The 13,365-nt window shown below is 46.8% G+C and carries 13 protein-coding genes; 6 read left to right on the top strand and 7 right to left on the bottom strand.

Going from position 1 to position 13,365, the window contains the following annotated elements; genetic code table 11:
• Positions 1-234: 234 nt before the first annotated feature.
• On the top strand, positions 235-1,644 hold the full coding sequence (locus ACHUFZ_RS12760) for an amidohydrolase (protein ID WP_394127508.1): 1,410 nt from the start codon (positions 235-237) through the stop codon (positions 1,642-1,644).
• A 102-nt stretch (positions 1,645-1,746) separates the two neighbouring features.
• Here the strand turns inward: ACHUFZ_RS12760 and motX are convergent, their stop codons facing one another.
• The 7 genes from motX to kefG all read right to left on the bottom strand — a co-directional run bounded on the left by motX (position 1,747) and on the right by kefG (position 8,433).
• On the bottom strand, positions 1,747-2,385 hold the full coding sequence (gene motX / locus ACHUFZ_RS12755) for a flagellar protein MotX (RefSeq protein WP_394127475.1): 639 nt from the start codon (positions 2,383-2,385) through the stop codon (positions 1,747-1,749).
• A 244-nt stretch (positions 2,386-2,629) separates the two neighbouring features.
• Entirely contained in the window at positions 2,630-3,946 is a 1,317-nt protein-coding gene (locus ACHUFZ_RS12750; protein ID WP_005432780.1) for an adenylosuccinate synthase, read from the bottom strand.
• A 172-nt stretch (positions 3,947-4,118) separates the two neighbouring features.
• A complete protein-coding gene (locus tag ACHUFZ_RS12745; RefSeq protein WP_394127474.1) occupies positions 4,119-5,060 on the bottom strand; it encodes an isoaspartyl peptidase/L-asparaginase family protein in 942 nt (313 codons plus the stop codon).
• A 109-nt stretch (positions 5,061-5,169) separates the two neighbouring features.
• Positions 5,170-5,757, bottom strand: coding sequence for a peptidylprolyl isomerase (gene slyD, locus ACHUFZ_RS12740; protein WP_394127473.1), 588 nt, complete (start codon positions 5,755-5,757; stop codon positions 5,170-5,172).
• 93 nt (positions 5,758-5,850) lie between these two features.
• Positions 5,851-6,045: a YheV family putative zinc ribbon protein gene (locus tag ACHUFZ_RS12735; RefSeq protein WP_053438819.1), complete on the bottom strand. Its 195-nt coding sequence runs from the start codon at positions 6,043-6,045 to the stop codon at positions 5,851-5,853.
• A 17-nt stretch (positions 6,046-6,062) separates the two neighbouring features.
• Positions 6,063-7,859: a glutathione-regulated potassium-efflux system protein KefB gene (gene kefB, locus ACHUFZ_RS12730; protein WP_394127472.1), complete on the bottom strand. Its 1,797-nt coding sequence runs from the start codon at positions 7,857-7,859 to the stop codon at positions 6,063-6,065.
• A 1-nt stretch (position 7,860) separates the two neighbouring features.
• Positions 7,861-8,433, bottom strand: coding sequence for a glutathione-regulated potassium-efflux system ancillary protein KefG (gene kefG / locus ACHUFZ_RS12725; protein ID WP_394127471.1), 573 nt, complete (start codon positions 8,431-8,433; stop codon positions 7,861-7,863).
• A gap of 170 nt (positions 8,434-8,603) precedes the next feature.
• On the opposite strand from kefG, the gene ACHUFZ_RS12720 reads away from it, so the two are divergent.
• From ACHUFZ_RS12720 to ACHUFZ_RS12700, 5 genes are all read left to right on the top strand, one after another.
• On the top strand, positions 8,604-10,526 hold the full coding sequence (locus ACHUFZ_RS12720) for an ABC transporter ATP-binding protein (RefSeq protein ID WP_394127470.1): 1,923 nt from the start codon (positions 8,604-8,606) through the stop codon (positions 10,524-10,526).
• Positions 10,523-11,002 (top strand): TIGR02444 family protein, encoded by a 480-nt coding sequence (locus ACHUFZ_RS12715; RefSeq protein ID WP_394127469.1) that lies wholly within the window; start codon positions 10,523-10,525, stop codon positions 11,000-11,002. The genes ACHUFZ_RS12720 and ACHUFZ_RS12715 overlap by 4 nt, the downstream gene beginning before the upstream one ends.
• Positions 11,003-11,025: 23 nt before the next feature.
• Complete coding sequence (locus ACHUFZ_RS12710) at positions 11,026-12,015, top strand: hydrolase (protein ID WP_394127468.1); 990 nt, start codon at positions 11,026-11,028, stop codon at positions 12,013-12,015.
• A 40-nt stretch (positions 12,016-12,055) separates the two neighbouring features.
• Positions 12,056-12,268: a YheU family protein gene (locus ACHUFZ_RS12705; protein ID WP_394127467.1), complete on the top strand. Its 213-nt coding sequence runs from the start codon at positions 12,056-12,058 to the stop codon at positions 12,266-12,268.
• 82 nt (positions 12,269-12,350) lie between these two features.
• Complete coding sequence (locus ACHUFZ_RS12700) at positions 12,351-13,220, top strand: phosphoribulokinase (protein ID WP_004410516.1); 870 nt, start codon at positions 12,351-12,353, stop codon at positions 13,218-13,220.
• The last annotated feature ends 145 nt before the right edge of the window (positions 13,221-13,365 follow it).

Here is a 13,365-nt window from a genome sequence, read left to right as displayed (position 1 = left end):
GGAAGGGAATTAAATCTAGTATATCCGAGTACCCGTTCTAGGCACAGGTAAGTCGAGTTAAATTCCTCATTTTTCCGTACCTTTTTCATAACTTGGCATCTCTTTTAACAATCCTTTACGCCATACGATAACGATCACATTTCGATGCAAGTGACAGAGCAAACGATTGCAACAGGTAAAGAAAGGGGTATGATTCAGAAAAATTTTACTCCCCTTTTTACTACAGGTATCTCTATGAGTATGAAGCGCACACTCCTTGCGACAGCCATTGCCAGTCTAGGTCTGTTTTCAATGTCAGCATCAGCCGCTGAAAAAGCCGATCTAATGATCACGGACGCTATGGTATTGACCATGAACCAAGACAAAACGGTTTATCAAAACGGTACTGTAGTCATTAAGGATAATAAGATCCTCGCCGTTGGTGATAAGTCACTCGAAAAGCAATACGACGCAAAGAAAGTGCTGGATGTTGATGGTGATATCGTGATGCCGGGCCTGATTAACACTCATACTCACGTATCGATGACCGTATTCCGATCACTAGCGGATGATGTGCCAGATCGCCTGCACCGTTATATCTTCCCACTCGAAGCGAAGCTTGTTTCACGAGACATGGTGCGCATTGGTGCCAACCTAGGTAACGTTGAAATGGTTAAAGGCGGCGTTACTACTTACGCTGATATGTACTACTTCGAAGATGAGGTAGCCAAAACTGTCGACCAAATTGGCATGCGCGCAATTCTTGGTGAAACGGTGATTAAGTTCCCTGTTGCCGATGCTGCTAACGCAGAAGAAGGCATCAAGTACGCGCTTAACTTCATCGAAGAGTACAAAGACCACCCACGTATCACTCCTGCGTTTGCACCGCACGCACCGTACACTAACACGACAGAAGTTCTGCAGAAGATCGCGAAACTATCTCTTGAGCTTGATGTACCTGTGATGATTCACCTTGCAGAATCACACCGCGAAGAAGAGAAAATTGCTGAGCGTGCTGATGGCATGTCACCGGTTCAGTACATGGATAGCATCGGCGCGCTAAACAAAAACCTAGTTGGTGCGCACATGATCTTGGTTGATGACCAAGACATCGAGCTGGTTAAGAAATCGGATATGGGTGTTGCACACAACATGAGTGCCAATATCAAATCAGCAAAAGGCGTTTCTCCAGCATTGAAGATGTACGACGAAAACGTACGTATTGGCCTAGGTACTGACGGCCCAATGTCAGGCAACACTCTAAGTACCATTGATGAATTCAACCAAGTAGCCAAAGTTCATAAGCTAGTAAACAAAGACCGTGCAGCAATGCCACCAATCAAAGTGATCGATATGGCGACGATGGGCGCAGCAAAAGCACTGCACATGGAAGACAAAATTGGTTCACTAGAAGCAGGGAAACTTGCCGACATTATCGTCGTTGATACCAAAGCACCAAATATGGTTCCTGTTTACAACCCATATTCAGCATTGGTTTACTCAGCTAACTCAGGCAACGTTCGTCATACGATTGTTGATGGTAAGATCCTAATGAAAGACCGCAACATGCTAACGGTTGATGAAGATAAGATCCGCGAAGAAGCGTTAGAATTCACCAAAGTTGTTCGCGAGACAGTGATCGAATCAGGTGAAGTGGTTCAGTAATCACATCCCAAAAATGACAATGCCCAGCAAGTGCTGGGCATTTTTGTTTCTAGTGCAACCGACTGAGTGCAGGAAGTCTGTTGCTTTCGATAGTCTATATGTTTACCAGAAAGTATCGCGCTTTTTAGCTCGGGCGATAATGTTCTGTGGCATTCGCCTCTCTAGCCCTTGCCTCAAGACACTGATTCGTTTGTGGGTTCTTTGGTCAGCGGTGACCGAATTGTATAACCAGCGATAGGCATCTTCGTAATCAAGCGGACTACCATAGTCACGCAGCAATAACTCAGCAAGATGAATACGCGCATTCAAGTTGCCCATCGCCGCTGCTTCACGCAGGTAGGGAATCGCACGTTCTTTGTCTTGCTGGACGATGGTACCACGAGAGTAATAACGACCAATCTGCTCTAGCGCGGCAGGTAAACCTTGATGAGCGGCGTTTTCCATATAGTAAAGGCCAAGCTCAACGTCCTGCTCCACACACACGCCCCACGCTAGCATATCACCATACAAAAATTCATACGCTGGTAAGCTAATGCGAGTGGCACGCGCAACGATATCTTCAACTAGCTGACAGCTATCAGCCTTGACTCGTTCTAAATGTTGGTTGTTATTAATCAGTTTAATTAGTTCAGCTTCGGTATAGATAGCTATTGGCTCACCAATATCCGGCGAATCATTCGCCTGAACAACCGATGCGCTCAACGCCAATACCATCGAAGCCGCTAATTTCCTTAGCTTCATTTTCTGCACTCTTTACTTCGATTTCTTCTCTGCCACCAAATAGGCTCATTTGGCAGTCAGTGAGTTATTCGCCACTTAATGCGGCAAGCTTGATACCTGTATCGGCAAGCATTGATAACTCTTTAATCAAAATTGCCGCCTGTTGGCAAATTGTTGCCGTAAGCGCCTAAGATCGCAAGAAAAAAAGCTCAAAAAAAAGCCAGCGATAAACGCTGGCTTTTTTAACTGTCTGAACAATCAGAGATTAAGCACCGTATGGGTGAACCTTAATGATTGTTTCATTACGGTCTGGACCTGTAGAGATGATGTCTACTGGTACACCCGTTAGTTCTTCGATACGTTTGATGTAATCAAGAGCAGCTTGTGGAAGCGCATCGATTGATTTAGCACCAAATGTTGTCTCAGACCAACCAGGCATTGTTTCGTAGATTGGCGTTGCTTCTTCGAATGACTCAGCAGCCATTGGAGAAACTTCTAGGATAGCGCCATCTTTCATCTTGTAACCAGTACAGATCTTGATCTCTTTAAGACCATCAAGAACGTCTAGCTTAGTTAGACACATACCCGTTAGAGAGTTGATTTGGATTGCACGACGCATTGCTACTGCATCAAACCAACCTGTACGACGTAGACGACCAGTCGTTGCACCAAACTCGTGGCCAACATCACCTAGGTGTTTACCAACTGGGTCTTGCTTATCTAGACCGTCGTATAGTTCTGTAGGGAATGGACCTGAACCAACGCGAGTACAGTACGCCTTAGTGATACCAAGGATGTAACCGATGTGACGAGGACCGAAACCAGAACCTGCAGCAACACCACCAGCAGTCGTGTTCGAAGAAGTTACGTATGGGTAAGTACCGTGGTCGATATCTAGTAGCGTACCTTGAGCACCTTCGAACATGATCTTGTCGCCGCGCTTACGTGCTGCGTCTAGTTCGTCAGTTACGTCCATAACCATTGAAGTTAGTAGATCTGCGTAACCCATGCACTGCTCAAGTACTTCATCGTAGCTTACTGTGTCAGCTTTGTAGAAGTGCTCTAGTTGGAAGTTATGGAATTCCATTACTTCTTTTAGTTTCTCAGCGAACATTTCTTTATCGAAAAGGTCACCAACGCGTAGACCGCGACGAGCTACTTTATCTTCGTAAGCTGGACCGATACCACGACCGGTTGTACCGATAGCTTTCGCGCCACGAGCGATTTCACGCGCGTTGTCGATAGCGATGTGGTACGGAAGAATTAGAGGACAAGCTTCAGAAACGAAAAGACGTTCACGTACTGGGATACCGCGCTCTTCAAGAGGCTTCATTTCTTTAAGAAGTGCTTCAGGCGATAGTACAACACCATTACCGATAACACATTTTACGTTATCGCGTAGGATGCCTGATGGAATTAAGTGAAGAACGGTTTTCTCACCGTCAATTACTAGTGTGTGGCCTGCATTGTGACCGCCTTGGTAACGAACCACATATTTTGCATCTTCAGTTAAAAGGTCAACAATTTTACCTTTACCTTCGTCACCCCATTGGGTGCCCAGAACGACTACGTTATTTCCCATCTTTCCAGTATCTGTTGCTAGTTAAAAATGGATTCTAGCACTGAATCACATTTCTTGCAGTCATTTTTTAATCATGCAGACGTAATATGGTGGAAATCCATTTGGGCTGAAATTAACACCGAAACAAATCAGCTAGTTAGCCTCAACCATGGAAGGTTATGCTGACTTAGCGTTACTCATCAGCATATATCTTAACGCTGAATTTGCCATGAATGTCGATACCAGCACGGTACATTCCCGAACTGTTCATCGCAAAATGAAGCTCACCCTGACCATCAACGGCAATAAGCCCGCCTTCGCCGCCCATCTGTTTCAGTTCACCTTGAATGACGGCTTCACTCGCGGTGTGGACATCTTCTTTTAAGTAACGCATTCGAGCTGCGACATCACCCGCTACAGTTTTACGAATAAAGTACTCACCCATCCCCGTCGTCGAAACCGCGACGTTGCCATTTTCGGCGTAGGTACCCGCACCAATGATTGACGAGTCCCCTACTCGGCCATATTTCTTGTTGGTCACGCCGCCCGTACTGGTCGCGGCGGCAAGGTTGCCCTGTTGGTCTAATGCCACCGCACCGACTGTACCGTACTTCTTATCATCAGGATATTTAGACTCTGATAATGCAAACAGCCCTTTCTCTTTCATCGACAGCAACTGGTCATAACGTCGGTCAGTAAAGAAATAGTCTTGCTCGGTAAACTGATAGCCTTGCTCAAACGCAAACTCTTCGGCACCCTCGGCTATCAGTAGCACATGATTACTCTTGTTCATTACATCACGGGCTAGCTCAATGGGGTTTTTGATATGACGAACCCCAGCGACAGCGCCAGCATCAAGCCCTTTACCATGCATGACCGAGGCATCCATTTCGACCATCTCTTTGTGAGTCAGCACTGAGCCTTTACCGGCGTTAAAGTTCGGCGAGTCTTCCAACACCTTAACCGCAGCAACAACCGCATCAAGCGCGTCACCTGACTGAACTAGAATGCTATGCCCAGCACGAACCGAAGCTTCAAGGTCAGCTAAGATTGACGCCTTGAGTTCATCACTCATTTGCTCTCGTAGAATGGTTCCGGCTCCGCCATGAATGGCGATTGAGAATGGTTGGCTCATTGATTGGTCTCCATCGGTATCACTGACCCTATATACATTTAAATAACAAAAAAGGCGTTTCCCGTACAGCGGGAAACGCCTTTTAATATTTTAGCTATCAGCTAACGGATTAGTGAGAACCGCAGCTACCACCACCGCAGCAGCCGTCTTTTTTCTCTTCACCGTGGTCGTGGCCTTCGCCACCACAACAACCGCCTTCGTGATCGTGGTCGTGATCATGACCACAGCCACCAGCTTGATGTACGTGACCGTGTTCGATCTCTTCTGCTGTTGCTTCACGTAGTGCTACAACTTCAACATCAAATGTCAGAGTTTGACCAGCAAGCATGTGGTTACCATCAACAACAACTTCGTCGCCATCAACTTCTGTAACTTCAACAGGGATTGGACCTTGGTCAGTATCCGCTAGGAAGCGCATACCTACTTCGATCTCTTCAACACCTTGGAACACGTTAGCAGGAACACGTTGAACAAGTGCGTCGTTGTGCTCGCCGTACGCTTCTTCTGGAGAAACCGTTACCGAGAACTTAGCGCCCGCTTCCTTACCTTCTAGTGCTGTTTCAAGACCAGTGATTAGGTTGTTGTTGCCGTGTAGGTAATCTAGAGGCGCATCAGTTGTTGATTGGTCAACAACCACACCGTCTTCTAGTTTTACTTGGTAAGCAAGACTTACTACTACGTTCTTTTCAATTTTCATATTTACTCCAAGGAGAATAAAGGACCGTTGTATTCACAACGGTCTGTAAACTTTCTACGTCGGTTATTATGGGGATGATTTAGAGAAACTCAATCAATCTGGTTTAAAAATACCGATCATTTCTTGTCCACTGTGTTCAGCGGTCTCCACAGATTCTGGTGTACGTTGGTCTTGGTGACCACATTCCACACACTCTACTAACTCAATATTGTTCTCTATCCACCAGCGTAGCGTGTCTTGTTGAGCACACTTAGGGCAGCTGGCGCCTGCGATAAATCGTTTTTTCATCTGTTTATTTCACTAGTCTATTCCCAGAAGTTCTTCGCTTGTTGGTCACTTTCCATTTCACGACCAAAAATCTCTTCCAGTTCTTTACGGGCTTCTTTGGCTCTTTGGGCCAATTGTTTGTCATCGTTATGCTGAGGTAACAACTCTTTGAGCATAGCATTATCGAGCTTTCTAAAATGCGCTTCCGCTCGCTTTGCTTGATATGGGTGCATACCTAGATCTATCAATGCCTGACGACCTAAGTCTAGAGCGCCTAGGAAGGTCTCACGCGAATAGCTTTCTACACCGTGGCTAAGCAATTGATACGCTTCAACACGACTGCGGGCACGCGCCAGCAGCTTAAGATTAGGGAAGTTAGTCTTACATAGCTCGATAATCTGCATGATTTCGTCTGGTGAATCAGTACAGATGATCATCGCTTCGGCTTTGTCTGCCCCTGCGGCGCGCAATAAGTCCACCTGAGTCGCATCACCGTAAAACACCTTATAGCCATATTTACGCAACAATTGAATTTGGCTGGCATCACTTTCCAATACCGTGACTTTGATTTTATTGGCATACATGAGACGGCCAATAATCTGACCAAAGCGGCCAAAGCCTGCGATGATAACGCGTGGCTGTTTGTTGACGATGTCTGACTTCAGCTCAGCAGTCGTTTCCGCATTCAGCCCTCGCGCATACCATTTGCTTTGTGCCATTAAAAGCAAGGGTGTCGTAACCATAGACAGACTCACCACAACCAGTAAGAAAGCGGTTTGCGATTGGTTAAGCAGTCCTTCACTCGCTGCAGCGGTAAAGATAACAAAAGCGAACTCACCACCTTGGCTTAAAATCGCCGCCATTTTACTGCGCGACTTAGCACGGCTACCGGCCAATCGAGCCAGTAGGTAAAGAATCATCCCTTTGACGATCACAAGCCCAATTACCGCAGAAAGCACAGCCAGAGGTTCAAGCGCTAAGAGGCCAAGATTGACCGCCATACCGACCGCAATAAAGAACAAGCCAAGCAGCAAACCTTTAAACGGTTCAATCGCAATTTCTAACTCATGACGATATTCACTTTCCGCAAGCAGCACCCCTGCGAGGAAAGTACCCAGTGCCATAGAAAGCCCAAGCTGTTTCATCATCAAGGCGATACCAATCACCAACAGTAGCGCGGCAACCGTAAAAAGCTCACGGACACCACTTAACACCACATAGCGAAACAGAGGTCGTAATAGGAAGTGACCACCCACCAACAAGCCACCAACACCCGCTAGCATCCACAGTGCATCAAGCCAATCACCTGCGGTGTTGCCTGCCAAAATAGGCAGCAGAGCCAACATAGGGATCACGGCGATATCTTGGAACAGCAATACCGCAAAGCCTGACTGCCCGGCTTCTTTGGCGCCAAGTCCTTGTTCTTCAATTACGCGCAACGCAATCGCAGTAGAGGAGAGCGCTAAGCCCATGCCGATCACTAAGCTGGTTTGCCATGAGGTACCAGCGATATACGCGACACTGGCCAGCACTAAGGTCGTCACCACAACCTGAGCGCCACCAAGCCCAAGTATTGGCCCTTTCATTTGCAGCAGTTTTTTCGGATTCAGCTCGAGACCAATTAAAAACAGCAGTAACACCACGCCGAACTCAGCGAAGTGAAGAATAGCATCAACATCGCTTATCAAGCCTAAGCCCCACGGACCAATCGCGATCCCGGCCAGTAGATAGCCTAGTACCGAGCCTAAACCCATTCTTTGCGCCAAAGGAACAGCAACCACCGCAGCGGTTAAGAAAATCGCACTGCTTTGAAGAAAATCATTTTCTAATGCCATGCTACCCTCCTACTTGTTCAGAATAGGACATCAATGGGTCATTTAGCCATTGACGGTAGCGCTCAGCATGTTGATAACGTTCCATCTCAGAAACGTTGCGCGCCCAATAAAGCACCAGCGGTTCAATCCAATGCATCTGGCACAGCGCTGCGGTTAACTCGAACGGCTGTAAGATCTGTGAAAGCGGATAGCGGTTATATCCCCCCTGACCAAACGCCTCTTCTTTGCCTCCGGTGGTAATAACACTGCGCCAATACTTGCCTTTTAATGCTTCACCATTACCAAACGCAAAGCCTTTACCTATGACTCGGTCTAGCCATTCTTTTAATAACGCCGGACACGAGTACATATAAAGAGGATGATGAAAGACGATCACATCATGTTCATTGAGCAACTTATGCTCCGCGCTGACATCGATAAAAAAGTCTGGGTAATGAGCATAAAGATCATGCACAGTGACATGCTCAAGAGATTCCACTTTCTTAAGCATCATTTGATTGGCAACAGAGTCTCGCGATTCTGGGTGTGCGTAAATCACCAATACCTTAGGTACATCAGAGGGTAAATTCGGCATTCCTTGGACAGCAATCCTTATATTATTCATAGCCAAACATGACTGTATTTATTGTAATTTATCGTTATCAGTTTGTTATACGTTGTTAGGCACAATAACGCAACGATCGACATAGCTAGTCAAGTAACCTACTATTCGACGCAATACGAGCAAAGACAAAGCACAAGATTATGATTACCTTCTCTGGCATCCAGCTTCTGCGCGGTGGCAAACCACTGCTTGAACAAGCCTCTGCAACCATTCACCCAGGCGATAAAGTCGGCCTTGTGGGTAAGAATGGTTGTGGCAAATCCACTCTATTCGCCCTGATTAAAGACGAACTTTCTATTGATGCTGGTAATTTTAGCAAACCGGCTCATTGGGAGATGGCGTGGGTAGCTCAGGAGACCCCTGCGTTAGAGCGCAGCGCCATTGAGTATGTCATTGATGGTGATCGCGAATACCGTCGTCTAGAGTCTGATTTAACCGATGCTGAGCAAAAAGATAACGGCACCTTAGTTGCCGAGATTCACGGCAAAATTGAAACTATTGGCGGTTACAGCATTCGCGCTCGCGCCGCAGAGTTACTCGATGGTTTAGGCTTTAGCCAAGAGCAAATGAGCTGGAGCTTAACTCAGTTTTCCGGTGGTTGGCGTATGCGTCTTAACCTAGCTCAAGCGCTGCTTTGTCGCTCTGATCTTTTGCTCCTCGATGAGCCAACCAACCACTTAGACCTTGATGCGGTAATGTGGTTAGAACGCTGGCTACAGAACTACCCAGGCACCTTGGTTCTTATCTCGCACGACCGAGACTTTCTTGACCCAATTGTTGGCCGAGTGATCCACGTAGAGAATCACCAGTTGCACGAATACACCGGTAACTACTCGTCGTTTGAAGACCAGCGAGCACAAAAGCTGATCTTGCAACAAGCTCAATTTGAAAAGCAGCAGAAACAGATGTCACACATGCAAAGCTACATTGACCGTTTCCGCTACAAAGCGTCTAAAGCGCGCCAAGCACAAAGCCGCATTAAAGCACTGGAGCGCATGGAGAAGGTTCTGCCCGCTCAATTGGATAACCCGTTTAGCTTCCAGTTCCGCGACCCAGACGCCCTACCTAACCCAATCATTATGATGGACGAAGTATCGGCTGGTTATGGTGACAACCTGATCCTTGAGAAGATTCGTCTAAATCTGGTACCGGGTAGCCGTATCGGTCTGCTTGGTCGTAACGGCGCAGGTAAGTCGACGCTGATTAAACTGCTATCACGCGAGCTTAATCCTCAAGGCGGTGACCTGACCTATTCTCAAGGCGTCAAGATTGGCTACTTTGCTCAGCATCAGCTCGAAACTCTCCACCCAGAAGAGACGCCGCTGCAACATATGATGCAGATCGCCCCAGATAAGAATGAGCTTGAGCTGCGCAACTACTTAGGCAGCTTTGGTTTCCAAGGTGACAAAGCACTAGAGAAAGTGGCACCGTTCTCTGGTGGTGAAAAAGCTCGCTTAGTGCTTGCGTTGATCGTGTGGCAAAAGCCTAACCTGTTGCTGCTCGATGAGCCAACCAACCACCTTGACCTTGATATGCGCCAAGCGCTGACTATGGCGTTACAAACGTTCGAAGGTGCAATGGTGATTGTTTCGCACGACCGTTACCTACTGCGTGCCACGACCGATGACCTTTACCTGGTTCACGATCGTCAGGTGGCTCCATTTGATGGTGATTTGAATGATTACTACAAGTGGCTGACTGAACAGCAAAAAGCAGAACGCCGCGAAGCGCAAGCACAGCAACCAGAGAAGAGCAGTGAGAACAGCGCCGCAGCGAAAAAAGACCAGAAACGCCGTGAAGCAGAGTTCCGTAAGCTGACCGCACCAATTCGCAAAAAGCTGACAAATCTAGAAGCAAAAATGGATAAGTTAGGCACAGCATTAGCTGAGGCGGAAACGCAATTGTCGGACAACAGCCTTTATGAAGCCGAAAATAAAGCTAAACTTAACCAAGTACTCGCTGTTCAGGCTAACAGCAAAAGTGAACTTGAAGATGTCGAAATGGAGTGGATGTCTCTCCAAGAAGAACTAGAACAAATGGAACAGGAGTTCAATAGCCTATGAGTTCAAAGCACGTCGAAATTTCTTTAACTCTTGAACGCTTATGGCAATTCAGTTTGCAGTATTACAGTGTGCGAGAGGTCAAAGAGGCGTGCTTGAATCTTCAGAACCAATTTAAGGGCAACGTGAACTTATTGCTGCTGCTCAAATGGCTTGATGAGCAGCAGATCTGTTTCAGAGAACAAGACTGGCACCGCGTTGAGGAGTGTTTAGGTCGTTCTGAAGCATTACTGCTCAGCTATCGTGAATTGAGGCGTAAACTCAAACTCCACCTCCCCGATACGCTCTATCGAGAGTCACTCCAATTTGAACTGCAATTAGAAAAACAGCAGCAATCTGATCTGGTTGACTGCATCAACAGTATTCATCTAGAAAAGAATCATAGCGAACCGCTTGTCTTGCGCTATTGTCGCCAACTCGGCGGCGAACAGCTTTACTCGGCCTTTGCAGAACCAATCAATAGTATCGCCAATCTATAAGCTCCACAGACCCTAGGACTTTTATGACACAATTTGTTGCGGCTAAAGGACTCACCAATCCACACCTTCAAACTCTAGCGCCACGATTTATTCGTAAGAAAGCGCTATTTGAGCCGGTGTGGCAAACACTTGATATCCCTGATGGGGACTTTCTCGATATTGCTTGGAGTGAAGACGTCGCTCAAACCAATGGTCAACAGGCCAAAATTGATAAGCCGATTTTTGTCCTGTTTCATGGCTTAGAAGGCTGTTTTTACAGTCCGTACGCCAATGGTTTGATGGATGCCTTTGCCAAGCAAGGCTGGCTGTCGGTGATGATGCATTTTCGCGGCTGTAGCGGTAAACCCAACAAACTGGCTCGGGCTTATCACTCAGGAGAGGTCGAAGACGCACGCTTTTTCCTTGAGCACCTTGATACGCTCTTCCCCAACCAAACCAAAGTCGCTGTCGGTATCTCGCTTGGTGGCAATATGCTGGCTAACTATCTAGCCAAGTATCGCGATAATCCGCTGATTGATGCGGCGACCATCGTCTCAGCTCCGCTGGATCTCGCTGCGTGCTCTGAACGTATCGAACAAGGTTTTTCTAAGCTGTATAAAAACTATCTGCTCTCTTCGCTCAAAAAGAGCGCGCTACAAAAGCACCACCTCCTCAAAGGCGAGCTTGGCCTCAGTTACCACAACATCAAGCGAGTAACAAAACTGTACGAGTTCGATGACTTGATCACCGCGCCACTGCATGGCTTCAAAGACGCCGAAGATTACTACCACCAATGCTCAGGTATTCATCGTCTCAAAGAGATCACTTTGCCGACTCAGATCATTCACGCCAAAGACGATCCATTTATGACGGATGCGGTGATCCCGAAATATGTGCTGCCTGAGAACATCGACTATCGCTTGTTTGACCAAGGCGGCCATGTCGGTTTTGTCACCGGCAGCGCGATTAACCCACGCTTTTGGCTGGAAGAAGCTCTACCCGCCTACTATGAAAGTTTGGCGGTTTCGGCATAATAGCGAGCGTCTACAACGAACATAAAATCTAGAGGCATTTATGATTGTTCCTTGGCAACAAATCGATCCAGACACGCTGGATAACTTAATCAAAGAGTTTGTCCTGCGTGAGGGGACGGACTACGGTGCGATAGAAATTTCCCTGCAAAGTAAAATTGACCAAATCAAAAAACAGCTTGAGTCAGGAGACGCGGTGGTGGTTTTCTCTGAGTTACATGAAACGGTCGATATTCAACTCAAAAATAGATTTTAGAGAACTGCATACAGTGACGTCCAAGTAAAGCATGCTATAGTGGACGTCGATTACAGGAACGTACTCTCAGACAAGGTTTGTCATGTCAGCAAAACACCCTATTATTGCCGTTACTGGTTCGTCCGGTGCGGGAACCACTACCACCTCTGAAGCTTTCCGCAAGATGTTCAACATGATGAACGTTAAGCCAGCATGGGTTGAAGGCGACAGTTTTCACCGTTTCACTCGCCCAGAAATGGATGTTGAAATCCGTAAAGCTCGTGAACAGGGTCGCCATATCAGCTATTTTGGCCCGCAAGCTAATGACTTTGGTGGTCTGGCGGAATTCTTTCGTCAGTATGGTCAAGAAGGTACAGGCCAAGTCCGTCGTTATCTACACACTTTTGATGAAGCCGTCCCTTACAATCAAATGCCAGGCACCTTTACTCCATGGCAAGATCTGCCGGAAAACTCAGACGTTCTGTTCTATGAAGGTCTGCATGGTGGTGTGGTTGATGGTGATGTCAACGTCGCGCAACATGTCGACTTCCTAATTGGTATGGTGCCGATCGTTAACCTTGAGTGGATTCAGAAATTTGTCCGTGATACCCGTGATAGAGGACACTCACGTGAGGCAGTGATGGATTCAATTGTTCGTTCGATGGACGACTACCTGAATTACATTACACCGCAGTTTTCGCGTACTCATATTAACTTTCAGCGTGTCCCGACTGTGGATACGTCAAACCCACTTAACGCCAAAGGCATTCCAAGCCTAGATGAAAGTTTTGTGGTGATTCGCCTTCGTGGCATCAAGAATGTTGATTACCCTTACCTGCTGGCAATGATTGATGGCTCGTTTATGTCGCGCCATAACACCATCGTTGTACCGGGCGGTAAGATGAGTTTTGCGATGGAATTAATCGTACGACCTATTCTTCAACAATTAATCGAAACGGGAAAAATTGGCTAATACGCACGGCTAGAACACGATTACTTTTCATACCGTGATCATGTGCACAGTTTTGCGTAGTAAATACGTCGTTGGACCCGATTAAAATCAAGAAATCGTTTTCGAAAAAGGATACTATTTCTTACCGAAACACAAGATGGCTTGC

This window comes from Vibrio hepatarius, from assembly GCF_043642085.1.
Lineage (GTDB): Bacteria > Pseudomonadota > Gammaproteobacteria > Enterobacterales > Vibrionaceae > Vibrio > Vibrio hepatarius_C.
The sequence above is the reverse complement of the archived record's forward strand: the minus strand, read 5'-3'. Positions and strand labels throughout refer to the sequence as shown.

What these genes read in the sequence shown, in the direction of transcription:
- ACHUFZ_RS12705 (WP_394127467.1), top strand. Translation starts at nt 12,056, where the DNA reads ATGATTGTTCCTTGGCAACAAATCGATCCAGACACGCTGGATAACTTA.
- ACHUFZ_RS12710 (WP_394127468.1), top strand. Translation starts at nt 11,026, where the DNA reads ATGACACAATTTGTTGCGGCTAAAGGACTCACCAATCCACACCTTCAA.
- ACHUFZ_RS12735 (WP_053438819.1), bottom strand. Translation starts at nt 6,045, where the DNA reads ATGAAAAAACGATTTATCGCAGGCGCCAGCTGCCCTAAGTGTGCTCAA.
- slyD (WP_394127473.1), bottom strand. Translation starts at nt 5,757, where the DNA reads ATGAAAATTGAAAAGAACGTAGTAGTAAGTCTTGCTTACCAAGTAAAA.
- ACHUFZ_RS12750 (WP_005432780.1), bottom strand. Translation starts at nt 3,946, where the DNA reads ATGGGAAATAACGTAGTCGTTCTGGGCACCCAATGGGGTGACGAAGGT.
- ACHUFZ_RS12760 (WP_394127508.1), top strand. Translation starts at nt 235, where the DNA reads ATGAGTATGAAGCGCACACTCCTTGCGACAGCCATTGCCAGTCTAGGT.
- ACHUFZ_RS12745 (WP_394127474.1), bottom strand. Translation starts at nt 5,060, where the DNA reads ATGAGCCAACCATTCTCAATCGCCATTCATGGCGGAGCCGGAACCATT.
- kefG (WP_394127471.1), bottom strand. Translation starts at nt 8,433, where the DNA reads ATGCCGAATTTACCCTCTGATGTACCTAAGGTATTGGTGATTTACGCA.
- kefB (WP_394127472.1), bottom strand. Translation starts at nt 7,859, where the DNA reads ATGGCATTAGAAAATGATTTTCTTCAAAGCAGTGCGATTTTCTTAACC.
- ACHUFZ_RS12715 (WP_394127469.1), top strand. Translation starts at nt 10,523, where the DNA reads ATGAGTTCAAAGCACGTCGAAATTTCTTTAACTCTTGAACGCTTATGG.
- motX (WP_394127475.1), bottom strand. Translation starts at nt 2,385, where the DNA reads ATGAAGCTAAGGAAATTAGCGGCTTCGATGGTATTGGCGTTGAGCGCA.
- ACHUFZ_RS12720 (WP_394127470.1), top strand. Translation starts at nt 8,604, where the DNA reads ATGATTACCTTCTCTGGCATCCAGCTTCTGCGCGGTGGCAAACCACTG.
- ACHUFZ_RS12700 (WP_004410516.1), top strand. Translation starts at nt 12,351, where the DNA reads ATGTCAGCAAAACACCCTATTATTGCCGTTACTGGTTCGTCCGGTGCG.